Source organism: Novosphingobium tardum (genome assembly GCF_042652045.1).
Taxonomy (GTDB): Bacteria; Pseudomonadota; Alphaproteobacteria; order Sphingomonadales; family Sphingomonadaceae; genus Novosphingobium; species Novosphingobium tardum.
Genome location: NZ_JBHSDR010000006.1, coordinates 519010 through 541662 on the forward strand (window position 1 = coordinate 519010; position 22653 = coordinate 541662).

Here is a 22653-nt window from a genome sequence, read left to right on the forward strand (position 1 = left end):
GAAACTTCAGGGGGTGAATGCAGGAGAACCCCAGGCCCTAAGCCCTATCATTTGGTGGTGCGCCCGATCAAACACTCCAAATTAACGACGCTACTCAATGAATTGGCGGCTAATCACAGGTATTTGCCCTCCAGCGGCGCGCCAAGTTTGCGCGTTCAATAGGGGGTTATCCAATGCATTATCGTTTTGCCGCGCTCGCGGCCGTCGTCGTTACTTCGCCAGCCGCTGCTGAGTATGGTCCCACCGTGGCAGCCGATGCTCCCGCTGCTGCGGTCGTCAGCCAAGCACCCGTCACGCTGTCGCCAACCCAGAATGTTACGTTGCTGCCCCAGCAAGCGACTGGTGATGTCCTCCGCGCTGGCGCACCGATCCCGGTTGCGCTTTCTGAGTTCCTGACGACGAAGGGCAAGGCCCTCAAAGTCGGCCAGCGGGTGAGACTTGAGGTTGCGCAGGACGTGATGGTCAATGGCCGACTTGCCATCCCCGCCCGCAGCCCCGTTGAGGGCGTTCTCACCGAGGTCCGCAACAAGGGGATGTGGGGCAAGTCGGGCGCTATCCGCCTCCACATCAACTCGGTGAACGTCAACGGGACGCCCGTCCGCCTGACCGGCGACATGGACACGCGCGGCCAGACGGGAACCGCCGGGGTCGTCGGTGCCATCGTGGCGCTTCCGATTGCGGGCTTCTTCGTGACCGGCACCAGCGCTGAAATGGCCCTTAATATGCCGGGCCGCGCATTTCTCGATCAGGACGTCGCGCTCGCACCCGCACCCTGATTATTATGAAGTCGGGCGCGTCCCACTAGTCGTTACAGACTTGGACGCGCCTTGACTTCTTTCAGTCAACAGTAGCCAATTGCGACTCGTCACTAGCGGGGGGCTGGCATGAGATATTGGAAAGCGGGATACGCTGCGCTTGGAATAAGCGCGCAGGTACTAGCGCAAGGCACGCCAATGGAACCACCTCGCGCATTAAGCGCGGTTGGCCCACCGGTTGCGACGGCATCGTCGGCCACTCTTCCCCGGAACACCCCAGTAATTCTAAAGTTCGACGAAACGCTCACGACGAGGGGCGGTCATTACAAAAAGGGCGACACCTTTAGCCTGAGCGTTGCTCGGAACGTTCTGCTGAATAGCTATGTCGTCATTCCCCGTGGATCGCGAGCAACCGGCCATATCGCCTTCCGAACCGGAAAAGGCGCGTTCGGCAAGTCTGGGAAGATGGAAATCGCGCTCGATTGCATCGACGTCGGCGAAGTCCGCATTCCCATAGAGGGCAAGTTGCGCGAAGAGGGCGAAGGAAACTCGACAGCCGCTGTCAGCACTGCCCTCCTGTTGTCCGTAGTCGGGGCGGCCTTCATTACCGGTCATAGCAGCGAAATTGAACGGGGACGCGAGGTCACTGCCTGGACGAGCGAGGCGGTTCCCGTGAATTTGCCAGGCCAGCCAATCGCGCCGGTTGGCCAACAGGTCGCCCTCTCGGCCGTTCCCATTCCTAGCTCAACCGATGCCGTCGGTCGGCGGCGGAATGCCAATTACTTGGGACCGCACGTCGCTTGCGAGACTTGCAGGTAAAAATGCTGACGACTTAGCGCCTGACTCCGTAATCGAAATCACCTGCGGCGGTTGATCGCGCAGATTGCTGACAGCTCCAAAGGCGCAGAGTCACTCTACGCCGGCTTGGTGTCATATAAATTCGTCAGGGTTTCAATGACTCCGGCGCATTTGTTGGCCCATGTGGTGCTCTGTTGCATTACCCCAATCGGCTGCAGATAAATTGCCATTTGGTCATGATCTACTGCCTCGAATTTGGCGAAAACGATCATCTGGGGATCCGAAGATAGATAACCCCGACAGCTAGCATGGGCCACCAGGTTTCGCGGAGCGACATTGTTGTCATAAGCTTTGCGAAGACTTTTCATCTGCGCGGCGCTTTTTTCATCGCCCTCAAACTTGAAGACTGTTTGAAGATGCTTCAGTTTGTCGCTGCCGTTCGCTCGTCCGAGTAATAGTGCAGCCTTCGTAGGCTCCAGCCCGAACTTGATTGCCACCAACATCGAGAGTGCGCCATCAAGGTGCGCCCAAGCCAGGATAAGATCGAGCATCGCGTCGCGGGCAGTGGTCGAAAGCCCATCACGCCGCAAATCATCTATGTCAAACCCAGCCAACGACCGTTCTCCAGCAAGGGACGTTCGACGACGCGGACGCGGTTGGCGACAGCTCGATAATAGCGTTCTTAGTCGCCGAACGCTGGGCCGCAACGAACATTCCGCGACCCGCAATCGGAACAACGCATCCGCGACTGCACTGCGCCCATGTCGCGCGACCAGGACCGCTTTGAACAAAGCTCGACAATCGGGCGCGGGTCAATGATCGCCACTCGTTTGCAGGCAAGGCAGTCAACGCGCAACTTGTAGCCGTGGCGGGCGAAGTCCGAGATCGAATCAAGGCGCTTGCTGGACACTCGCCCAAGTGGAACGAATGCGGAACACGCGCAAGGCGAGCCGGGCGACTTGCGAACGAAAACAAAGCAAGCGATGTTCAGACGCTATGGCGAGGCGGCATTCTGGCAGGGGGAAGTTGCGCAATCGGGCGAGGCCCCGCAGGTCGAAGCTCGCCCTCCGCATTCTCCCCAGGTCGCAGATTATCGCATTGACGGCGACCGCTACGGCGATGCTTCTTATCGCGCTTTATCATCGGCTTGGACCAGCCGCACCCTGAGCGCACGTTCGCTCCAAACCACTGCGTCATGTTGCATCCATGTTGCACGGACCAGCCGGAGCAGCGCGGAAACGACGGGATTCCGCGACTTTCGGCAAAACGCTTTGCAGCATGGAAACCACGCAAAAACGCGGCGCCTTGATTGATTAATTGATTGTTTTTCAAACTGTTGGAGTGGTGCGCCCGACGGGATTCGAACCCATGGCCCCCAGATTAGGAATCTGGTGCTCTATCCTGCTGAGCTACGGGCGCCCGCGGCCTCTTTACCAAGACCGGGGGCCGGCGCAATCAGTTCACCTCGTCGGGCGGGGTGAAGGGCACCAGCAGCGGCGCCACCATGATGCCTTCCTCGCGCAGCGCCTCGGCGTCGTCGGGACTTGCCCGACCGTGAACCAGGACCTCCTCCCGCTCGCCATAGTGCATGGCACGGACATCTTCCGCGAAGCGATCGCCGACCCAGGTGGATTGCTTTATCGCCTCTGCCTGCGCCGCGGCGACGGCCCGAAGCATGGCCACGGCCTCCGGCGGGAGCGATGCCGCGACGTTGGAAAGCGCTTGCGGCGGAGCGACCTGGCCCGGGGCGGGTGCGGACGGCGCAGGCAGGCTGTTGCCCTTGCGGCCAACCGCAGGAGCCATTGGCGCCTTCGTGACCGCGCTCGTCCCGCAGGTCGGACAGGTCACGAGACCACGCTCCTGCTGGGCAGCGAAGTCGGTCGACGAGCCGAACCATCCTTCGAAACGGTGGCCGAGCGGCGCGCAGTGGAGGTCGAAGACGATCATGACCCCGCCGACTTAGGAATTTCCCGTCTGTTCGCAAGGCTCGGCAACTGCGAGCGGACCTGCGTCGTCCGCGCCTGATCGAGACTGGCATAGCCGATGCCCGCCTTCTCCCCCATGTCGAGCACGACTTCGCCCCAAGGGTCGACGACCAGCGAATGCCCATACGTTTCGCGTCCGTCGGCGTGGCGGCCCGTCTGTGCGGCGGCGACGACCCACGCGCTGGCCTCTACCGCCCGCGCCCGTTGCAGCAGGTGCCAGTGTGCCTTGCCGGTCGGAACGGTGAACGCCGCCGGAATCGCGATTACATCGCACCGTGCTCGGCCGAGCGCTTCGAACAGCGCGGGAAAGCGGATGTCGTAGCAAACCGTCAATCCGAGGCGGCCCGCTGGCGTGTCGGCAACGATGACTTCCTCGCCGGGCACATAGGCGTTGGATTCGCGCCAGCTTTCGCCGCTGGCGAGATCGACGTCGAACATGTGGATCTTGTCGTAGCGCGCGGCAATTGCCCCAGTGTCGTCGATCAGCAGCGAACGGTTGGCCCAGCGGCCATCCTCGCGCCGCACCGCGAGCGATCCGAGCGCGACCCAGATGCCGCTTCTGGCCGCGGCCTCGCGAACCGATGCCAGAACCGGGTTTTCGCTCTCGGGGACGATGTGGGTCGCCGCGCGGGAGCGATCCCGGTCGAGCAGTCCCGACATCTCGGGCGTGAACAGCATCCGTGCGCCTTCGCCGGCAACTTCGCCGACGGCGGCACAGATCGTCGCCGCGTTCTGGGCGGGATCGATCCCGCTGGTCATTTGAAGCAGCGCGACGCGCGTGGACATGGGCCGCGCCGGCGTAAACTGGCGACTAGCGCCCGAGCAGCATGTCGAGCTTGCCCGCCCGATCGAGCGCAGCAAGATCGTCTGAACCGCCCACGTGCATGCCGTCGATGAAAATCTGCGGCACGGTCGACGATCCGGGCGCTCGCTGGAGCATCTCGGCGCGCTTGGGGCCGCCCATGGTAATGTCGTATTCCTCGACCGTCACGCCCTTGCCCGCCAGCAAGTGCTTGGCCCTATAGCAGTATGGGCAGCCGAACTTGCTGTACATCTCAACGCGCGGGCCCTGCGGCGAAGTGGCGGCATTCTCAGGCATCGGGCTCCTCTCGCAGGAAAAATCCAGACGGGCTCTTGAAACGCGACCGGGCTAACACACATCCCCGGACGTGTCATGTGCCGCACCCGAGCGGGCATGGCCACAACGCTTCCGCGGCGCCAGGGTTTCGGGCCGCGGGATCAAATGTCAAACTTGCTCAAGCGAGGAGTTTCGCAAGATGAACCGTTTCGACTTTACTCCCTATCGCCGCAACACCGTCGGCTTCGACCGCCTATTCGACCTTATCGAACGCCAGGCGCGCGCCAGCGGCGGCGACAATTACCCCCCCTTCAACGTCGAGCGCCAGGGCGAGGATGCCTATCGCATCACCTTGGCCGTGGCAGGCTTCAAACCCGCCGACATCGACATCACGGCGCAGGCTAACCTGCTGGTCATCAAGGGCAACCGCCAGGCGTCCGAAGATCGCAACTTCCTGCACGTCGGCATTGCCAACCGCGGGTTCGAGCGCCGCTTCGAACTGGCCGATTACGTTCGCGTACAGTCGGCCGACCTCGAAGACGGGCTGTTGATCATCGACCTCGTGCGCGAAGTGCCCGAGGCCATGAAGCCCAAGAAGATCCTCGTCGGTGGCCAGAAACTGGTCGCGATCGACGGAGATTCGAGCGCGGCGGCCTGAGGCGACAAACCTTCGGCACAGCCTGAAAAAGTTCGGGGGCGAAGCCTTGCGGCCTCGCCCCCACGCTGTTGCCAGCGCCCCGTCCAGGGAATGATCGTCCGGGTCGCAGAAGACGAACACCCCCGTAGACAAGCTGTAATTCCCATTTGCGCCCGTGCTCCTTTGAGCAGGGCCGCGGCCCTCCCCCGGCCTACCAAGCCTCCGCCACGTCCATCAGCGCCTCGCGGTCGGTGATGCTCACGCGCCCGCCCTTGAGGCCGATAATCCCGCTGTCAGCCCATGCCGAAAGCTGGCGGTTGATCTGTTCGCGCGACATTCCGGCGAAGCTTCCAAGCTCGCCCTGACTGATCGCCAGCTTGAGCTGGCCGCCCTCACCCACCGCGGGCAATCCCTCATCGCCGGTGATCATCAAGCGCAGGAGGAACCGCGCCAGGCGCGGACCCGAGGTGTACGCACGGTCGGCCTCGATCACCTCGTTGTTCTGGCGAAGGCGTCGGGCCATCGCACGCAGCAACCGCGTCGAGAGCCCGGGACGACGAGCAACAATCTCATCGAAGGCGGCGCGGCTGAGACACAGCGCCTCGACCGGATCGATCGCGTGCACGCTCGCAGTCCGCTCGCCCCCATCCAGAAAGGCGATTTCACCCAGAACCGAACCCGGCTCGGCATAATCAAGCACGATCTCGCGCCCGTTGGCCGCGACCATGCTGACCCGCGCAAGACCGCTCAGGACAATGAACAGGCTGTCGCCTTCATCGCCCTGCGCCATCATCTCCTGGTCGCGCTTGTACGAGCGATGATAGCCGCGGAGAATGATGTCCGACAGCTCGTCAGCTTCGCAATCAGCGAACAGGCTCTGCGCGGCGAGCGTATCGGCAAGCTGAGCTGCATGCATGCTACGGCAACGTGTCCTTTACAGGGTGCGACCCATGCGAAGTGACACTGCGTCGCTATGTTAAACGACACACCAGTGGCAAGATAATTCTGCCTACCACCCTTACGAATGCAGGATTGTTGCGCAATTTCCGAGGCTTGGCTGCTAAGCGCCGCGAATGGTCAAACGAGGCGCGCTTGCTTTACCGCAGCCGCGATGAAGCCCGCGAACAGCGGGTGCGGCTCGAACGGACGGCTTTTCAGTTCGGGGTGGAATTGGACGCCGACGAACCACGGATGATCGGGACGCTCGACAATTTCGGGCAACAGGCCGTCGGGCGACATTCCTGAAAAGACCAGCCCCCCCTTTTCGAGCCGGTCGCGATACTCGCCGTTTACCTCGTACCGATGGCGATGCCGCTCGGAAATCTCCGTCGACCCGTAGAGAGCCGCGACATGGCTGTTGCCTGCAAGGACCGCGTCATAGGCGCCCAGACGCATCGTTCCGCCAAGGTCTCCGCCATCGGCGCGGGTCTGGAGACCCTCAGCGCTCATCCACTCGGTGATGATGCCGACAATGGGCTCGTCGGTCGGCCCAAATTCGGTCGACGAAGCGGCCGGGATTCCTGCCGTGTTGCGGGCGCCTTCGATGCAGGCCATTTGCATCCCCAGACAGATGCCGAAGAACGGCACGCCGCGCTCGCGCGCAAAGCGTACCGAAGCGATCTTGCCCTCGGATCCACGCTCGCCGAACCCACCCGGAACGAGGATGCCGTGCACCGGCTCGAGCGCGGCAGCAATCTCGGCATCGCTGTGAGCAAACAGTTCCGCGTCGATCCAGCGGATGTTGACCTTCACGCGGTTCGCCATGCCGCCGTGGACGAGTGCCTCGTTCAGCGACTTGTAGGCATCCTGGAGGCCGACATACTTGCCGACCACGCCGATCGTCACTTCGCCTTCCGGGTGCTGGAAGCGTTCGACGATGTCATCCCACCGCGCCAGTTCGGGAGCGCGTGCATCGGTGATGCCGAAGGCGCGCAGGACTTCGGAATCAAGCCCCTCGCGATGATACTGGAGCGGAACCGCGTAGATGCTCGGCGCATCGAGCGCGGGAATGACGGCTTCCTTCCGCACGTTGCAGAATGCGGCGATCTTGGCCCGTTCGCCTTCGGGCAGGGGCTTTTCGCAGCGGCACAGAAGCACGTCGGGCTGAATTCCCAGGCTGGTCAGTTCGCGCACCGAGTGCTGGGTCGGCTTGGTCTTCAGTTCGCCCGCCGCGGCGATGTAGGGCACGAGCGTGACGTGGATCGAGACCGTGTTCTCGCGTCCAAGGTCATTGCGAAGCTGCCGGATGGCCTCGATGAACGGCAGACTTTCGATGTCGCCTACAGTGCCGCCGATCTCGCACAGCACGAAGTCGAGATCCTCGGTCTGGTCTTGTGCGAACGCCTTGATCGCGTCGGTGACGTGCGGAATGACCTGAACCGTGGCGCCGAGATAGTCGCCGCGCCGCTCGCGGGTGATGATCTGCTGATAGATTCGCCCTGAAGTGACGTTGTCTGATTGGCGGGCCGAAACCCCCGTGAACCGCTCGTAGTGGCCAAGGTCGAGATCGGTCTCGGCCCCGTCGTCGGTCACGTAGACCTCACCGTGCTGGTACGGGCTCATCGTCCCGGGATCGACGTTCAGATAGGGGTCGAACTTGCGGATGCGGACCCGATAGCCGCGCGCCTGGAGAAGCGCGGCGAGGCTCGCCGCCATAAGACCCTTGCCGAGCGAGGAAACCACGCCGCCGGTGATGAAAATATACCGCGCCATGGGAGGTGGGCCTTACGCGCAAGTGGGCGGATTGGGCAAGTGGAGCCGCGCGAAATCCACAAGCATCGTTTGGGAGATCGCTCTCCCCGCGACTTTCCGGGAAATTGCTCGGCGTTACCGAGCGGCGCCGCCGAGCGGGTCGTTGGCCGGTGCCGGTGCCGGTGCCTGTGCCTGTGCCGGCGCAGGTGCAGGTGCAGGTGCAGGTGCGCCGCCCGCAGCGCCGCCAAGCGGATCGGCATTGAGCGGATCCCCGGCCGGAGCCCCCGGAGCAGGCTCAGTCCGCTTCAGGCTGGTGTCGATCGAGCGGCCCGAAGTGGCGCCGACAGCGACAGCGGCAAGGACAATACTGAGCGCGACGAACAGCGTCGCGAGAATCGTCGTCGCACGGGTAAGGAAATTCGCAGCACCTCGGGCGGACATCAGTCCAGAGGGGCTTCCGCCCACCCCCAGACCTCCACCTTCCGAGCGTTGCACCAGGATGACGCCCACGAGCGCCGCGGCGATGAGCGCCTGGAGAACGGTAAGGAAGATGAACAGGGACATGGAATCGAAGCTCGCGCTGGTGCCCACAGGGGCGAAGTGATCGCGCATCTAGGCGCGCGCCCGCGTTTAGGCAAGGCAATGGACCGATGGGCCTGACGTTTGCGCCCCCTCAGTCCGCAGGCTCGGCTCCAGCCGCCGCAACGATTCCCATGAAGCTTTCGGCACTCAGGCTCGCGCCGCCGACAAGGGCCCCGCCCACGCCCGGAGTGGACAGCAATTCCGCCGCGTTCGACGGATTGACTGAGCCGCCATAAAGAACCCGCACGTCCGATCCACCCTCGCCATAGGCCGCGACAAGACGCTGCCGCAGCGCCGCGTGCATCGCCTCGACATCGGCGACTGACGGAACCCGGCCCGTCCCAATCGCCCAGACCGGCTCGTAGGCGACCGCCAGACGCTCGGCCAGCTTGACCTCGCCCACTTCCCCGGCCGCTTCGCCGGAAGGAAGAGACGCGTCGAGCTGCCGCGAAACGACCGCCTCGGCCTCACCCGAGTCACGCTGCGCCTCGGTCTCTCCCACGCAGACGATCACGGACAGACCCGCCGCCAGCGCCGCCTCGGCCTTGGCCCGCACCAGCGCGTCGCTTTCGCCGTGGTCGGCGCGGCGTTCGCTGTGACCGACGATCACGAAATCGGCTCCGGCATCGGCCAGCATTGCAGCCGACACGTCGCCGGTATGCGCGCCCTTGGCCGCGACATGGCAATCCTGCCCACCGACCCCGATCGCGGTCACGGCCTCGCGCAATGCGGCGATTAGCGTGAACGGCGGAGCGAGGCCGACCTCCACCCCGGTAAGACGCGCCACGGCACGGTCGATCGCCCGCGCCTCGGCCAGCGTGGCCCGCACTCCGTTCATCTTCCAGTTTCCGACGACATACGGACTGAGGGACATTGGCGGCCTTTGCTGAACTGCTAGCGGTTGCTCGAGTGGGCGCGCCCGCTAACAAAACCTAACGCCGAATGCAAAAAGCTATTTGCCGTTGTCTTGGAGCGGAACGTGGGCAGGAAATTCTCATCGGCACTGTCACCGACGTAGCCCACGCCGCGCTTGAAGCGGCCGCGCCTCACCCCTAAAGCGCCACGACAAAGCGCGCCGCGCCTCGCCCCCGGAGAGTTTCCCTCAAATGATCGGCTTCATACGTTCGTTTTTCCAGTCGAAGCTCGGCGTCATCCTGTCGCTCGCTTTCATTGGGGTGATCGCCCTGCTCTTCGCCAGCGGCGATGTCGTCGGTTCGCGGATGGGCAACGGAGTTTCCCTCGGCGGCGATCATGCCGCAAAGGTCGGCAAGCAGACGATCACCACCGGCGCGCTCAGCCAGGCAGTAAGCAACGCCTTCGATCGTCAGCGCGAACAGCAGCCCACGCTGTCCATGAAGGAATTCCTGGCCAATGGCGCTGTCGGCCAGGTGCTTGACGACCTGATCGACCGCGCAGCGATCTTCGAATTCGGCCGCCGACACGGCATCGCGGCAAGCGATCGGCTGGTCGACAGCGAGATCGTCAAGATCCCGGCCTTCCGCGGCCCCACTGGAGCATTCGACGAGAAGGTCTATCGCCAGGCGCTCGCCCAGAACGGCCTGACCGACCAGACCGTGCGCGGCGATATCATGCAGGGTCTCGTCGCGCGCCAGGTTCTCGTGCCCGCGGCTTTCGGCGCAGTGGCTACGGAATCGCTGGCCCAGCGCTTTGCCGCGCTGGCAAAGGAGCGGCGTTCGGGCGTCGTCACATTGGTGCCATCGCAGGACTTCGCGCCCGCCGGCGATCCCGATCAGGCAACACTGACGCGGTATTTCGCCGCTCACAGTTCCGCCTACAGCCGCCCCGAACGGCGCACGATCCGCTACGCAACATTCAGCGACGCTGCTTTGAAATCGGTCCCGGCGCCGACCGAGACAGAGATCGCGAAGGCTTATGCCGACAATCGCGCGCAATATGCCCCATCCGAGAGCCGGACGATCACCCAGGTTATTCTTCCCACGCAGGCGGCCGCACAGGCCGTTCAGGCCGAGGTCGCGCGCGGCACCGCGCTCGATGCAGCGGCCCGTGCCAAGGGCCTTCTGGCGAACAAGCTGACGGTCACCCGCGAAGAGCTGTCGGGACAGACTTCGCGCGAGGTCGCCGATGCGGTTTTCGGCGCAGCCAGCGGGAAGCTTGCCGGTCCGGCGCGCAGCCCGATCGGCTGGCATCTCGCGCGCATCGACTCGGTAACTTCCAAGCCCGGCAAGTCGCTCGACCAGGCGAGGCCGGAACTGGTGGCCAAGCTGGCAGCGGTAAAGCGCCGCGCCGCGCTTTCCGACATGAGCGCGAAGCTCGAGGAGCAGCTCGATGGCGGCGCCAACCTTGGCGAAGTGGCCAAGGACATGGGCCTGACGGTAACCACGCTCCCTCCCGTCACCGCCGATGGCCGGATTTTCGGAAAGTCCGAGAGCGTTCCAGCAGAGGTCGCCCGCGTGGTCCAGACCGCGTTTTCGATGGAGCGCGAAGGCCAGCCACAGCTCGCCGAGGTCGTTCCCGGACAAACTTTCGTGATCTTCGACGTGGCGCAAATTACTCCCGCCGCCCCTCCGCCGCTCGCCGAAATCCGGAACCAGGTCGTTGCTGACTGGAAGCGCAGCGAAGGTTGGGCCAAGGCCAAGGCCGCGGCGGACCGTGCCCTCGCCTCGATCGCCAAGGGCATGCCCTACGAGCAGGCGCTCAACGCGTTGAAGGTGCCGCTCAAAGGCGAGGTGTTTAACGTGACGCGCGAGCAGCTCATCGCCCAGGGCGGCCGCATCCCGGCCCCGCTGGCATTGATGTTCAGCATGGCCAAGGGCACCACGAAGCGCCTTGAGGCGCCCGGTAAGGCGGGCTGGTTCATCGTGACGCTGCGCGACATCGTTCCGGGTGCGGTAGCTCCAAACGATCCGCGGATCGCCGGCATCCAGAACGAGCTCGGCCGCCTGACTGCACGGGAGTATGCGGAATCGTTCCGCCGTGCGCTGCGCAAGGAAGTCGGCGTCGAGAAGGATACTTCGGCCCTGAAGTCGGTCGCCAGCCGCCTGACCGGCGGCAACTAGGCTCCACGTGTCCAGCAAGGGCGCCGCGACGCCGTTCAATTGGGATGAGGCGGCGAAGGCGCTCGAGGCCGGCCGGCCTGCGCTCATCTGGCGTTCCCTCATCGCCGACACGGAAACACCAGTCGGCGCCGCGGCCAAGCTCATCGTCGGCGGACGCGGCGACTTCCTCCTCGAATCGGTCGAAGGCGGTGCAGTTCGCGGGCGCTACAGCCTGCTGGGGATCGATCCCGACCTGGTGTTCCGCGCAACCGGCGCTGCCTGCGAGATCAATCGGTCCTGGCGCCTCGATCGCAACGCGTTCTCGGCGCTGGCCGGGGACAGCCTTGCCGAACTGCGCAATCTGGTTGCGGCCTGCCGCATCGACGTGCCGCAGGGCCTGCCGCCAGCGCTTGCCTGCCTCGTGGGGTATTTCGGATACGAGACCATCGGCCTCGTCGAAGACCTGCTCCGCGCGGCGCCAAGCAGCCTCGTCCTTCCCGACATGCTGTTCGTGCGGCCATCGCTTATCATGGTGTTCGACCGCCTCACCGACGAGCTTTTCGCGGTCGCCCCGGTCTGGCCCGATGGGACGGCACCGACCGCCACCCTGCTCGACGCGGCGGCGGAGCGGATCGACGAAGGTCTGCGCACGCTGGCGCTCGGACACGCAAGGCCTAGCGCTCATCCGCAAGCCGATCTGCCCGATCTCTCGCTTCATCCGACGATGCCAGCCGAAGACTACGCGTCGATGGTCGCGCGGGCGAAGCAGTACATCGAGGCCGGCGATATCTTTCAGGTCGTGCTCGCCCAGCGCTTCACCTGCCCCTTCGCCTTGCCGCCATTCGCGCTCTATCGCGCGCTGCGCCGGGTCAATCCGTCGCCGTTTCTTTATTTCCTCGACCTGCCCGGCTTCGCCGCTGTCGGCTCGAGTCCTGAAATCCTCGTTCGCGTGCGTGATGGCGAGGTCACGATCCGGCCCATCGCGGGCACCCGGCCGCGCGGTGCCACGCCCGAACTCGATCGCGCCAACGAGACCAGCCTTCTCGCCGATCCGAAGGAGCGTGCCGAGCACCTCATGCTCCTCGACCTGGGACGCAACGACGTGGGCCGGGTGGCACAGGCCGGGACCGTCCGTGTCACCGAGAGTTACACGGTCGAACGCTACAGCCATGTCATGCACATCGTTTCCAACGTCGTCGGGACCCTGGACAGCGAAAACCATGATGCGATCGACGCGCTGTTCGCGGGATTCCCCGCAGGCACGGTAAGCGGCGCGCCCAAGATCAGGGCGTGCCAGATCATCGCCGAGCTCGAACCCGAAACGCGCGGCGCATATGCCGGCGGCGTCGGCTATTTCGCTCCGGACGGATCGGTCGACAGCTGCATCGTGCTGCGAACCGGCATCGTGAAGGACGGCGTGCTGCACGTTCAGGCAGGCGCGGGCATCGTGGCGGATAGCAACCCCGCCTATGAGCAGCGCGAATGCGAGGCAAAGGCCGGCGCGCTCATTGCTGCCGCCCGCGAAGCGGTGCGCGTCGCGCGAGAGCCGGGATTCGGGCAGTAATCCGCGTCCGATCGCGATTTGCGATGCGTATCGTCGCTATGGCAATGCTCCCGCTCGGGGCATGCGGAGACTCTGGCGCGCTGCCTGATCGAAGCAACACGTCGCGTGTCGCCTGCGTTGCCGAGAGTTTCGAAGGCAGCGACTTCATCCACTGCACCGCGCGCCCGGGGCGGAACAGTATTCGCACTGTGCTCAATGGCCCCAGTGGACAGCCGCTGCGCGACCTTGGCCGCCTTGCGGAGACGATGGGGACACGCGCGCAAAACGTCGTGTTCGCGATGAACGGGGGCATCTACGATGAAGTCGGCCAGCCCATCGGCTACTACGTCGAAGACGGCAAACGGCTTCACAAGCTGAACCGGGCCGAAGGAGGCGGCAATTTCGGTCTAGTCCCGAATGGAGTGTTTTCGGTGGAGGCCGACGGCTGGCACGTCCGCAGCGCAGACAGCTTTGCCCGCGAGGTAAAACGACGCCCGCAATATGCGACCCAGTCCGAGCCCATGCTGGTTATCTCCGGGAAACTCCATCCGCGCATCGCGGAAAACGGCGAATCGCTCCATATCCGGAACGGCGTCGGGGTCGATGCAAAGGGCCGCGCGCATTTCGTGATCAGCGAGAGCGCGGTATCCTTCGGACGGATCGCCCGATATTTTCGCGACAGACTCGGCTGCCCCAACGCGCTCTACCTCGACGGCAGTGTTTCCTCGCTTTGGGACCCGGCAAGCGAGCGCATCGACCGGCGCGTGCCGCTGGGTCCACTGCTTGTAGTCGAGAAGGCTGACGCAGCAGCGTCACACCCGCGCGAGCGCGCCCGCATGGCGGCCCCTACAAGCCTACTTTCGCCCACTCCCAGCGCGAGCTAAGGGCCAAGTCGCAATGATCCTCGTCATCGACAACTACGACAGCTTCACCTGGAACCTCGTCCACTATCTGATGGAGATGGGCGCTCCGGTCGAAGTCGTGCGCAACGACGCGCTTTCCGCCGCCCAAGCCCTGGCGACGGGAGCGAAAGGCTTCCTGATCTCTCCCGGCCCGCGCACACCCAATGAAGCGGGCATAAGCCTCGATCTCGTCGCCGCATGCGCAGATGCCGGTCGCCCGCTTCTTGGCGTCTGCCTCGGTCACCAGGCGATTGGCCAGCACTTCGGCGGTCACGTCGTGCGAGGCGGCCTGATGCACGGTAAGACCTCGCCCGTCTCTCACGACGGAACCGGGCTGTTCGCCGGTATTCCTTCGCCCTTCCTTGCAACGCGCTACCATAGCCTGGTGGTCGAGGACGTGCCCGACGCGCTCGTAGTAAATGCCACTGCCGACGACGCGCATGTGATGGGCTTTCGCCATCGGGCGCTTCCGATTCATGGGGTTCAGTTCCACCCCGAAAGCATCGCGACCGAGCATGGCCACGCCCTGCTCGCCAATTTCCTGCATACTTGCGGCATGGAAGCCCGGGCACCGGCATGACGATCACGCTTCCTGAGGTCGAGCCGCACCTGTCGGAAGACGAGGCGGAAGCCGCTTTTGGCGCGCTTCTCGACGGGACGATCGAAGATGCTGAGGTCGCCCGATTCCTCGTCGCGCTTTCGGACCGGGGTGAAACGGCTGACGAGATAGCCGGAGCTGCCCGGGCGCTGCGCGCCCGCATGTTGCCGATCGACGCGCCCCCGAATGCGATCGACGTCTGCGGCACGGGCGGCGACGGCCACCACACCTTGAACGTGTCGACCGCGGTATCGCTTGTCGTCGCGGCGTGCGGGGTTCCGGTGGCCAAGCATGGCAATCGTGCCGCATCGTCTAAGGCGGGTGCGGCCGATACGCTGGAGGTGTTGGGCCTCGACATGGAAAAAGCCGGAAGAACAGCCGATAAAACGTTGGGAGAAATAGGAATTTGCTTCCTTTTCGCCTCCAACCACCATCCGGCGATGCGGCGTATTCAACCTATCCGCAAGGCCATCGGGCAGCGCACGATCTTCAATCTGATGGGCCCGCTCGCCAACCCTGCGCGCGTGGGAAAGCAACTGATCGGCATCGCCCGCCCCGCTTATGTCCCGATCTATGCGGGGGCGCTCGCCCGCTTGGGCACCGGCCGCTCGATGATCGTTTCGGGAGACGAAGGCCTCGACGAATTGAGCCTCGCCGGCGGCAACGAGATCGCCGAGGTCCTGGGTAACGATTTCGAGATGCATCGGGTCGATGCGGCGCAGGCCGGGCTGGCGCATGCCCCGGTCGAAGCGATCCGCGGCGGCGATGCGGTTCACAACGCCGCGGCGCTGCGCGCCCTGCTGCTTGGTACGCCCGGGCCTTATCGCGATGCGGTACTGTTCAATGCGGCTGCGGCCCTGCAGATCGCCGGCGAAGTTTCGGGCTGGGAGGAAGGCGTCGAGGAAGCGGCCGAGGCAATCGACAAGGGGCTCGCGAAAGCCTTGCTCGATTGCTGGATTGCCACGGTCAACTAGGGCAGTATCGCAAGCCGGATGACCGACAAACTTGCCGAGATCGTCGCGTCGAAGCGCCTTGAGGTCGCCGCCCGCAAGCGGCGCGAACCTTTGCGCGAACTGGAAACGCTGGCACAGGCCCAAATTCGTCCACGGGGCTTTGCCGACGCGCTCGGCCGCGCTGCACGCGACGGCTTCGGTCTTATTGCCGAAATCAAGAAAGCTTCCCCCTCCAAGGGGTTGATCCGCGAAGATTTTCATCCGGAGCGTCACGCGCACGATTACGCGCTGGGCGGTGCAGCCTGCCTGTCAGTCCTCACCGACGCGCCGTATTTTCAGGGGCACGAAGATTATCTGATCGCCGCGCGGCATGCCGTCTCGCTTCCGATATTGCGCAAGGATTTCATGGTCGATCCGTGGCAGGTCCTTGAATCGCGCGCCATCGGCGCCGACGCGATCCTCATCATCGTCGCCGCGCTGGAAGACAGTGCGATGGCCGAGATCGAGGACGCCGCTCGCCGGTGGAAGATGGATGTTCTCGTCGAGGTCCACGACGAAGCCGAGCTGGAACGGGCCAGCCGCCTCAAATCGCGGCTGATCGGCATTAACAACCGGGATCTGCGCAGCTTTCGCACCGATCTTGCGACGACGGCGCGGCTTGCTCCGCTTGCGCCCAAGGGTGCGCATCTGGTCGGTGAGAGCGGCATTTCGACGCATGCCGACCTCCAGCGCCTCGCGAAAAGCGGCGTTCGGTCCTTTCTCGTCGGGGAAAGCCTGATGCGTCAGGCAGACGTGACTGCTGCGACCAAATCGCTGATCAATGGCTGAACTCACGCACCTCGACGCTGACGGACACGCGAGAATGGTCGACGTGGGCGGCAAGGGAGAAACGCGCAGGACAGCGCGCGCTGGCGGCCGGATCACGATGAACGCTGCGGCCCTGCACGCCATACGCTCGGGCGATATGCCGAAGGGCGATGTCCTCGCCGCAGCCCGTATTGCCGGCATCATGGCCGCGAAAAGGACCGCCGACCTCATCCCGCTCTGCCACCCACTCGCACTCGACTCGGTCGCAGTGAACTTCGCGTTTGCCGGGGATGGGATCGACGTAACCGCGGAAGCCTCGCTCAGCGGGCGAACGGGGGTCGAGATGGAAGCGATGACGGCAGTGTCTGTTGCGCTGTTGACGATCTACGACATGGCCAAGGCGCTCGACAAGGCGATGGTGATCGGCGACGTTCGCCTCCTGGAGAAGCGAGGCGGGAAGTCCGGCGATTGGGTCGCGCCGTTGCGGGATCCGGCTTGAACACCCTGCTCCCGGTCGCCGAAGCCAGGGCGCGGCTGCTTTCCCTCGCGGCCCCGCTGCCGCCGGAAAATCTCGCTACCGCAGAGGCAAGCGGATACTTTCTCACTCACCATCTCAAAAGCCGGGTCACGCGTCCCGAAGGCGACACGTCGTCGATGGATGGGTTCGCCGTGAGGGCCGCGGAAATCGAAGGACCTTGGCGGCTCGTCGGGGAAAGCGCTGCGGGCCGCCCACTCGACCGGCCGCTCGGCAGCGGAGAGGCGGCACGCATTTCAACCGGCGCGCTGCTTCCACAGGGCGCTGACGCAGTCGTGATCAAGGAAGATTGCGACTGCTCCGGCGATCGGGTGGAATTGTCCGGCTCGCCGCCAAGCCCGCGGACACGGTACGTTCGGCAGGCAGGGTCCGACTTCGCCATTGGCGACACGGTCCTGGAGCCGGGGACAAGGATTGGCCCCGCCCAGATCGCGCTCGCCCTCTCTGCCGGGCACACCCATCTTCCCGTGCGCCGTCCGCCCCGGATCGTTCTGATCGACAGTGGCGACGAGCTCTGCGCGGCGGGATGCGAACCCGAACGAGGCCAGATCTACGCGTCCAATGGGCCGATGCTTGCCGCAATGCTTGCCCCGCTCCCGTGCGAAGTCGAGCGGGTCGGACCTCTGCCCGACAGTATCGATGCGCTCGCGAATGCAATCGGAGCCGCGTCGAGCGCCGACATCATCGTCACGAGTGGCGGAGCATCCGTGGGCGAGCACGACCTTGTGCGGCCAGCGCTCGAGAACGTCGGCGCGAAGCTCGATTTCTGGCGCGTTGCGGTCAAGCCCGGCAAGCCCCTGCTCGTGGCGACGCAGGGCAAGCAGGTCATCCTCGGCCTTCCCGGAAACCCAGCCTCGGCCTACGTGACCGCCTACCTTTTTCTCCTGCCGCTGGTTCGCCATGTGCTTGGCGCGCTCGATCCCTCGCCCCGTGTCATTCCCGCGCGGCTTGAATCGCCGCTGCCGAAGGCGGGGGTACGCGCCGAATACCTGCGAGCAAAATGGGACGGTAACACCGTGGCGCCAGTCAGAACCCAGGACAGCGGCGCGCTTGCAGCGCTGGCAGCGGCCAATGCCCTTATTGTGCGCGAGCCCGGCGACGCGTCGGTAGAGCCCGGGGACACCGTTTTTATCCATCTGCTCGAAAATGGCGCAATCGCTTGACTGATTAACCAACGTTGCCTAATTGTTCCGCGTCCGTTCGCGTTTCGTCGAACTTTCAGGCAAAGGATTTGGGCCATGCTTACCCGCAAGCAGCATGAGCTGATCAGCTTTATCCAGAACCGGCTGGAGGAAAGCGGCATTTCCCCCTCGTTCGAGGAGATGAAGGAGGCGCTCGACCTCAAGTCCAAATCCGGCGTTCACCGCCTCATTTCGGCGCTGGAGGAACGCGGGTTCATCCGCCGTCTGCCTAACCGCGCCCGCGCGCTCGAAGTCATCCGCCAGCCCGAGGGTGCGGTGGCAAAGCCTGCGCGCCCTGCTCCCGTGCTTGCTGAAAACGTTACCCCGCTGCGACCGCAGGCGCCGATGACGCGAACACCGGCCAACGACGTGATCGAGCTTCCACTTCATGGCCGAATTGCCGCGGGCATGCCGATCGAGGCGCTCGAAGGTCAGTCGACACTCCCCGTTCCCGCCGCCCTGCTTGGTGCGGGCGAGCATTACGCGCTCGAGGTCTCCGGAGATTCGATGGTCGAAGCTGGCATTCTCGATGGCGATTTCGCGCTTGTCCGGCGTACGAACACGGCACGCGACGGCGAGATCGTGGTGGCGCTGGTGCGCGGCGAGGAAGCCACGCTCAAGTACCTCCGCCGCGAGGACGGCATGGTGCGTCTGGATCCCGCCAACGCCGCATACGAGCCGCAGATCTACCGGCCCGGCGAGGTCGAGGTTCAGGGCAAGCTCGCAGGACTGCTGCGCCGCTATCATTGATCGTCCCCAAGAGTTTCCGCCCGGCGGGACTGACGCTCAGGTTGCAGCCGTGGGGATGACTGCGGGGGCGCCGCCGCGCCGGTAACGCGGTCGCAGCTCTTCCCGCCGGTACCAGCCGTGATGGCCCTGGTCCTCGCTCACCGTGCGCACCGACCTGCTTTCGAGGTCGACTGACAGACCGCCTGTCCGCGTCAGCAAGGTCCGATCGGCCTTGAGCATGCGCGGCCTGCAACTGCGCGGTAGCCAGCGCTCGCTGACGACGATGTCCGAGCGCTCGCAGGCGGCGGCGAGCGCCATTTCGTCCACGCGATCGCGCCCTCTTCCCACGAGGATCACGTGCCCCGCGCTGCCGCGTTCCAGCACGATGGAACAGAAATCGGGCGTGCAGCGCGCGCCGGGCCAATCGTCGATAACGACGGTGTCCCCGTCCAGCCCGGCAAGCTCCCGCAGGGAGTCGCTGGCGAAGGTGCTCCTGCCCTCGCGTAAGACGACCAGCCGATCATGCCCGACGGTTATGCCGACATTGCGGCCATCGCCCGAAATCAGGAGGTCGGGCGTCGGCACCGCCGCCAGGGCAACGGAAGCGACGGCGATCGGAGCGAATCCAAGCAGCCGCACCCGCCCCGTCCACAGCGCCAGCCACAGGGATCCCGCCAGGAACAGCGCAAAGGTGCCGTTACCCATGGCGGGCATGAAGCGAACCGCGCCGGGCTGCGCTGCTGTCCAGTGCGCCAGTGCGAGCAGTCCCTCGAGCGACTTTCCGGCGAGCCACCAGGCCGGCGCCCCCGCTCCGATCGAATCGAGAAGCAGGCCTAGGGCAATCAGCGGCATGCTGCCGAAAGTCGTCAGCGGAATGGCGATCACATTGGCGAGCGCGCCGTAGACGCCCGCGCGATGAAAATGGAACAGCCCGATCGGCAGCAGGGCGAGTTCGATCACTACGCCCGTGGACAGCAGCATGGCCAACTGGCGAATCAAGCGCGCGACCCAGGTTTCCTCCCTCAGCGCAAGGAACCGCCTGACCGGTTCGGCACCATGAAGCGCCACGATCGCAATGACCGCACCGAAGCTCATCTGAAAGCTGGGGCCGACGACCGCCTCGGGCCAGAAGACCATCACGAACAGCGCCCCGACCGCAACCATCCGCAAGCTCAGCGGATCGCGGCCGAGTGCGAGAGCGACAAGGAAGAGGACCGCACCGATGCATGACCGCACCGTCGGTACCTCAGCGCCGGTCAGGATCGTATAGGCGATGCCGGCGAGTGCGCCCGCGGCGGCGGCCACAAGCGGCAGGCGCACTCGCAGGGCTAGCCAGGGCCAGAGCGCGAGTATGCTCATCGCAAGCAAGTAGGTGGCGGCGACGACCGCGCTGACGTGGAGGCCGCTGATCGAAAGCAGGTGCGTCAGGCCCGCGTCGCGCATCGCCTGGTCGTCGTCGGCGGCAATGGCACCCCGGTCGCCGCTGGCGAAGGCCGCGGCGATGGCCCCAGGAGAGCCGTCGAGCCGTGAGCGGACGTGATCGGAGAGCGCATGCTGGGCCTGGCGGACCGCACCTCCACCGTGGGCCGGCGATACGACCGTCGCGTGCCCCAGCGCGCTGCCCGTTGCGGCAATTCCGCCGAACCATGCGGTCCTGGCGAAATCGTACGCCCCCGGCAGCATCCGGGGGCGCCGGCGGCATCAGCCGTGCACGCAGCCGTACGACGGCTCCTTCGGTCAACTCCGGCGCATCGAACTTCAGCGGCAGGTTCACCCGGACACGTCGAGCGCCCTCGCCGCCTGCCCAGCGGGCGTCGAGCAGCACGCGGACACGGCCCTCGGCGCCCCGCATCTCGCGATCGACGATGCGACCGGTCAAATCGACGACGAGTGGCCGGGCGATCGGCGGTTCGCCGAACAGTTCCGACTTCACCCACACGGTCGCGCAGCCGGCCGCGACCATTAGCGACAGCGCCAGTATCGCAGTGCGCAGGTGCGGTGTGCCACCCTCTCGCGGCAGGAGCGCGGCCGTCCCAAGCGCAACACCACCGCAGGCGAGCAGCAGCGCCGCCCACTGCCACGGGCCATCGAGCCTGAACCATGCGGCGATCCCGCAGGCAAATGCGACCGGAAGCCACAGCCCCCTTTCGAACGGGCGGCCGTCGAGAAAATCATCCGCTCGGGCCAATCCGATAGCGGCCAATCTGGACAACCCGCGCCATCCGCGCCAAGGCCGCGCAGCATCGTCTGGCCACGGGGCCGGCTTTGAAGGAAGGGCGGCGGCGTCGGTGGCCATCGCCTTAAGAGAAAGGAACCATCGCGCGATGGCAAGCGGAACGGCGGAGACGACTGCAGGGACGGGAAGCGCTGCCCCCAGCGGGTCCACAGTCGTGACCCGCTTCGCGCCTTCGCCGACCGGGTTCCTGCACATCGGGAACGCCCGGACCGGCCTCTTTTCGTGGTTGTTCGCCCGGCATCACGGCGGCAAGGCCCTGTTGCGCATCGAAGACACTGATCGCGCGCGCTCTACCGAAGCGGCCATCGGCGTGATCCTCGATGGAATGAAGTGGCTCGGGCTCGATTGGGATGGTGAGGCGCAGTACCAGTCCCAGGCCGAGGCCCGTCATGCCGAGGTCGCCAACGAACTGCTCGCGTCTGGCGCGGCCTACCGCTGCTACCTGACGCCCGAAGAACTGGCCGAGCGGCGCGCCGCGGCGCAGGCCGAGCGTCGCCCCTTCCGCATCGTCAGCGAATGGCGCGATCGCGACCCGAGCGAAGCGCCCAGCGGCTCCCCGTTCGTGGTCCGGCTCAAGGCCCCGCTCGGTGGGGAAACCGTGATCGAGGACCTGGTTCAGGGCAGGGTCGCGGTGAACAACGCCGAGATCGACGATTTCGTCCTTCTCCGTTCCGACGGGACGCCGACCTATATGCTCGCAGTGGTGGTCGACGATCATGACATGGGGGTGACGCATATCATCCGCGGCGACGACCACCTCAACAACGCGTTCCGCCAACTCGGCATCATCCGTGCGATGGGATGGGCTGAGCCGCGCTACGCTCACATCCCGCTGATCCACGGCGCAGACGGCGCCAAGCTTTCCAAGCGGCATGGCGCGCTGGGCGTCGACGCCTATCGCGACGAGCTGGGCATCCTGCCCGAGGCGCTCTTCAACTACCTGCTGCGGCTGGGCTGGGGTCACGGCGACAAGGAAACCATCACCCGCGAGGAAGCGATCGCGCTGTTCGACATTTCGGGCGTGGGCAAAAGCCCTTCACGCTTCGACATGAAAAAGCTTCTCAGCCTCAACGCACACTACATCCGCGAGGCCGACCCGGCGCGGCTGGCAGACCTTGTTCAGCCGCACCTTGCCGCGATCGCGCCGGGGTTTGATCCCGCCAGGCACGGCGACCTGCTGGCTCAGGCCATGCCGCACCTCCAGCCACGCGCGCAGGATCTGCTGGAAATCGCGCGCGCGGCGGCGTTCCTCTTTGCCGCACGACCGCTGGTTCTGGACGCCAAGGCAGAGGCACTGCTGACGCCCGAAGCGCGGGCTTTGCTGGGCGAGATTCACGCCGTTCTGGCAGGGGAAAATGACTGGACAACCGCAACGCTGGAAGCCACTCTGAAGACGATGGCGGAACAGCGCGGACTTGGTCTGGGCAAGCTTGCGCAGCCGCTTAGAGCGGCGCTGACGGGGCAGACGGTATCGCCGGGAATTTTCGACGTACTTGTTCTGCTCGGACGGGACGAGGCGCTGGGGCGGATCGCGGATCAGGTACAGTGAATATCGAGCGTTCGGGCGTCGCCCGCGCGCTTCAAGCGACAGGCCCGAAAGGCCGAATTATTCTAGGAGGGCATTGA

22 protein-coding genes, 1 tRNA gene and 1 pseudogene are annotated in these 22653 nt (G+C 65.0%); 12 read left to right on the top strand and 12 right to left on the bottom strand.

Annotated features, from left to right (window positions below):
- Positions 1-173: 173 nt before the first annotated feature.
- Positions 174-776 (top strand): hypothetical protein, encoded by a 603-nt coding sequence (locus ACFO0A_RS10450; RefSeq protein ID WP_379538946.1) that lies wholly within the window; start codon positions 174-176, stop codon positions 774-776.
- A gap of 264 nt (positions 777-1040) precedes the next feature.
- On the opposite strand, the gene ACFO0A_RS10455 is transcribed toward ACFO0A_RS10450, so the two are convergent.
- The 6 genes from ACFO0A_RS10455 to grxC form a co-directional block, all read right to left on the bottom strand.
- Entirely contained in the window at positions 1041-1466 is a 426-nt protein-coding gene (locus tag ACFO0A_RS10455) for a hypothetical protein (RefSeq protein WP_379538947.1), read from the bottom strand.
- A gap of 203 nt (positions 1467-1669) precedes the next feature.
- Positions 1670-2104: a hypothetical protein gene (locus tag ACFO0A_RS10460; protein ID WP_379538948.1), complete on the bottom strand. Its 435-nt coding sequence runs from the start codon at positions 2102-2104 to the stop codon at positions 1670-1672.
- A 791-nt stretch (positions 2105-2895) separates the two neighbouring features.
- A tRNA-Arg gene (locus ACFO0A_RS10465) sits at positions 2896-2972 on the bottom strand.
- 36 nt (positions 2973-3008) lie between these two features.
- Complete coding sequence (locus ACFO0A_RS10470; protein ID WP_379538949.1) at positions 3009-3500, bottom strand: DUF1178 family protein; 492 nt, start codon at positions 3498-3500, stop codon at positions 3009-3011.
- A complete protein-coding gene (locus ACFO0A_RS10475; protein ID WP_379538950.1) occupies positions 3497-4324 on the bottom strand; it encodes a carbon-nitrogen hydrolase family protein in 828 nt (275 codons plus the stop codon). The genes ACFO0A_RS10470 and ACFO0A_RS10475 overlap by 4 nt, the downstream gene beginning before the upstream one ends.
- 25 nt (positions 4325-4349) lie before the next feature.
- Positions 4350-4637, bottom strand: coding sequence for a glutaredoxin 3 (gene grxC, locus ACFO0A_RS10480; RefSeq protein WP_379538951.1), 288 nt, complete (start codon positions 4635-4637; stop codon positions 4350-4352).
- Between the two features lie 178 nt (positions 4638-4815).
- Between grxC and ACFO0A_RS10485 the strand changes: the two genes are divergently transcribed.
- Positions 4816-5274, top strand: coding sequence for an Hsp20 family protein (locus ACFO0A_RS10485; protein WP_379538952.1), 459 nt, complete (start codon positions 4816-4818; stop codon positions 5272-5274).
- 190 nt (positions 5275-5464) lie between these two features.
- Here ACFO0A_RS10485 and ACFO0A_RS10490 read toward each other — a convergent pair whose 3' ends face one another.
- From ACFO0A_RS10490 to tpiA, 4 genes are all read right to left on the bottom strand, one after another.
- Positions 5465-6169 carry a Crp/Fnr family transcriptional regulator gene (locus ACFO0A_RS10490; protein ID WP_379538953.1) on the bottom strand — a complete coding sequence of 235 codons (705 nt, stop codon included), beginning with the start codon at positions 6167-6169 and terminating at the stop codon, positions 5465-5467.
- A 161-nt stretch (positions 6170-6330) separates the two neighbouring features.
- A complete protein-coding gene (locus ACFO0A_RS10495; protein WP_379538954.1) occupies positions 6331-7965 on the bottom strand; it encodes a CTP synthase in 1635 nt (544 codons plus the stop codon).
- A gap of 114 nt (positions 7966-8079) precedes the next feature.
- Complete coding sequence (secG, locus tag ACFO0A_RS10500) at positions 8080-8556, bottom strand: preprotein translocase subunit SecG (protein ID WP_379538955.1); 477 nt, start codon at positions 8554-8556, stop codon at positions 8080-8082.
- Positions 8557-8617: 61 nt separating this feature from the next.
- Complete coding sequence (tpiA, locus tag ACFO0A_RS10505) at positions 8618-9400, bottom strand: triose-phosphate isomerase (RefSeq protein WP_379538956.1); 783 nt, start codon at positions 9398-9400, stop codon at positions 8618-8620.
- Positions 9401-9632: 232 nt separating this feature from the next.
- Between tpiA and ACFO0A_RS10510 the strand changes: the two genes are divergently transcribed.
- The 9 genes from ACFO0A_RS10510 to lexA all read left to right on the top strand — a co-directional run bounded on the left by ACFO0A_RS10510 (position 9633) and on the right by lexA (position 18812).
- Complete coding sequence (locus ACFO0A_RS10510; protein ID WP_379538957.1) at positions 9633-11564, top strand: peptidylprolyl isomerase; 1932 nt, start codon at positions 9633-9635, stop codon at positions 11562-11564.
- A gap of 7 nt (positions 11565-11571) precedes the next feature.
- Positions 11572-13107 carry an anthranilate synthase component I family protein gene (locus ACFO0A_RS10515; RefSeq protein ID WP_379538958.1) on the top strand — a complete coding sequence of 512 codons (1536 nt, stop codon included), beginning with the start codon at positions 11572-11574 and terminating at the stop codon, positions 13105-13107.
- Positions 13108-13145: 38 nt separating this feature from the next.
- Positions 13146-13970, top strand: a complete 825-nt coding sequence (locus tag ACFO0A_RS10520) for a phosphodiester glycosidase family protein (protein ID WP_379538959.1) — start codon at positions 13146-13148, stop codon at positions 13968-13970.
- Between the two features lie 13 nt (positions 13971-13983).
- Positions 13984-14568 carry an anthranilate synthase component II gene (locus ACFO0A_RS10525; RefSeq protein ID WP_379538960.1) on the top strand — a complete coding sequence of 195 codons (585 nt, stop codon included), beginning with the start codon at positions 13984-13986 and terminating at the stop codon, positions 14566-14568.
- Positions 14565-15560 (top strand): anthranilate phosphoribosyltransferase, encoded by a 996-nt coding sequence (gene trpD, locus ACFO0A_RS10530; protein WP_379538961.1) that lies wholly within the window; start codon positions 14565-14567, stop codon positions 15558-15560. Before ACFO0A_RS10525 ends, trpD begins: the two co-directional genes overlap by 4 nt.
- Before the next feature lie 18 nt (positions 15561-15578).
- Positions 15579-16367 (top strand): indole-3-glycerol phosphate synthase TrpC, encoded by a 789-nt coding sequence (gene trpC / locus ACFO0A_RS10535; RefSeq protein WP_379538962.1) that lies wholly within the window; start codon positions 15579-15581, stop codon positions 16365-16367.
- The gene (gene moaC, locus ACFO0A_RS10540; protein ID WP_379538963.1) at positions 16360-16845 is read left to right on the top strand and encodes a cyclic pyranopterin monophosphate synthase MoaC; all 486 of its coding nucleotides are present in this window, start codon (positions 16360-16362) and stop codon (positions 16843-16845) included. Before trpC ends, moaC begins: the two co-directional genes overlap by 8 nt.
- A complete protein-coding gene (locus ACFO0A_RS10545; RefSeq protein ID WP_379538964.1) occupies positions 16842-18044 on the top strand; it encodes a molybdopterin molybdotransferase MoeA in 1203 nt (400 codons plus the stop codon). The genes moaC and ACFO0A_RS10545 overlap by 4 nt, the downstream gene beginning before the upstream one ends.
- A 75-nt stretch (positions 18045-18119) precedes the next feature.
- Positions 18120-18812, top strand: a complete 693-nt coding sequence (lexA, locus tag ACFO0A_RS10550; protein ID WP_379538965.1) for a transcriptional repressor LexA — start codon at positions 18120-18122, stop codon at positions 18810-18812.
- Positions 18813-18848: 36 nt separating this feature from the next.
- Here the strand turns inward: lexA and ACFO0A_RS10555 are convergent, their stop codons facing one another.
- Both ACFO0A_RS10555 and ACFO0A_RS10560 read right to left on the bottom strand, forming a co-directional pair.
- Positions 18849-20474, bottom strand: a complete 1626-nt coding sequence (locus ACFO0A_RS10555; protein ID WP_379538966.1) for a ComEC/Rec2 family competence protein — start codon at positions 20472-20474, stop codon at positions 18849-18851.
- Between the two features lie 31 nt (positions 20475-20505).
- Positions 20506-21222: pseudogene (locus ACFO0A_RS10560) on the bottom strand (hypothetical protein); the annotation flags it as partial.
- On the opposite strand from ACFO0A_RS10560, the gene gltX reads away from it, so the two are divergent.
- Positions 21116-22576 (top strand): glutamate--tRNA ligase, encoded by a 1461-nt coding sequence (gltX, locus tag ACFO0A_RS10565; RefSeq protein ID WP_379538967.1) that lies wholly within the window; start codon positions 21116-21118, stop codon positions 22574-22576. The pseudogene ACFO0A_RS10560 and the gene gltX overlap by 107 nt on opposite strands.
- Positions 22577-22653: the final 77 nt, after the last annotated feature.

Excerpts from the sequence above, each read along its gene's own strand:
- ACFO0A_RS10450 (WP_379538946.1), top strand. The coding sequence starts at position 174 with ATGCATTATCGTTTTGCCGCGCTCGCGGCCGTCGTCGTTACTTCGCCA.
- ACFO0A_RS10460 (WP_379538948.1), bottom strand. The coding sequence starts at position 2,104 with ATGCTCGATCTTATCCTGGCTTGGGCGCACCTTGATGGCGCACTCTCG.
- ACFO0A_RS10470 (WP_379538949.1), bottom strand. The coding sequence starts at position 3,500 with ATGATCGTCTTCGACCTCCACTGCGCGCCGCTCGGCCACCGTTTCGAA.
- ACFO0A_RS10475 (WP_379538950.1), bottom strand. The coding sequence starts at position 4,324 with ATGTCCACGCGCGTCGCGCTGCTTCAAATGACCAGCGGGATCGATCCC.
- grxC (WP_379538951.1), bottom strand. The coding sequence starts at position 4,637 with ATGCCTGAGAATGCCGCCACTTCGCCGCAGGGCCCGCGCGTTGAGATG.
- ACFO0A_RS10485 (WP_379538952.1), top strand. The coding sequence starts at position 4,816 with ATGAACCGTTTCGACTTTACTCCCTATCGCCGCAACACCGTCGGCTTC.
- ACFO0A_RS10490 (WP_379538953.1), bottom strand. The coding sequence starts at position 6,169 with ATGCATGCAGCTCAGCTTGCCGATACGCTCGCCGCGCAGAGCCTGTTC.
- ACFO0A_RS10495 (WP_379538954.1), bottom strand. The coding sequence starts at position 7,965 with ATGGCGCGGTATATTTTCATCACCGGCGGCGTGGTTTCCTCGCTCGGC.
- secG (WP_379538955.1), bottom strand. The coding sequence starts at position 8,556 with ATGCGCGATCACTTCGCCCCTGTGGGCACCAGCGCGAGCTTCGATTCC.
- tpiA (WP_379538956.1), bottom strand. The coding sequence starts at position 9,400 with ATGTCCCTCAGTCCGTATGTCGTCGGAAACTGGAAGATGAACGGAGTG.
- ACFO0A_RS10510 (WP_379538957.1), top strand. The coding sequence starts at position 9,633 with ATGATCGGCTTCATACGTTCGTTTTTCCAGTCGAAGCTCGGCGTCATC.
- ACFO0A_RS10520 (WP_379538959.1), top strand. The coding sequence starts at position 13,146 with ATGGCAATGCTCCCGCTCGGGGCATGCGGAGACTCTGGCGCGCTGCCT.
- ACFO0A_RS10525 (WP_379538960.1), top strand. The coding sequence starts at position 13,984 with ATGATCCTCGTCATCGACAACTACGACAGCTTCACCTGGAACCTCGTC.
- trpD (WP_379538961.1), top strand. The coding sequence starts at position 14,565 with ATGACGATCACGCTTCCTGAGGTCGAGCCGCACCTGTCGGAAGACGAG.
- trpC (WP_379538962.1), top strand. The coding sequence starts at position 15,579 with ATGACCGACAAACTTGCCGAGATCGTCGCGTCGAAGCGCCTTGAGGTC.
- moaC (WP_379538963.1), top strand. The coding sequence starts at position 16,360 with ATGGCTGAACTCACGCACCTCGACGCTGACGGACACGCGAGAATGGTC.
- lexA (WP_379538965.1), top strand. The coding sequence starts at position 18,120 with ATGCTTACCCGCAAGCAGCATGAGCTGATCAGCTTTATCCAGAACCGG.
- ACFO0A_RS10555 (WP_379538966.1), bottom strand. The coding sequence starts at position 20,474 with ATGCTGCCGGGGGCGTACGATTTCGCCAGGACCGCATGGTTCGGCGGA.
- gltX (WP_379538967.1), top strand. The coding sequence starts at position 21,116 with ATGGCAAGCGGAACGGCGGAGACGACTGCAGGGACGGGAAGCGCTGCC.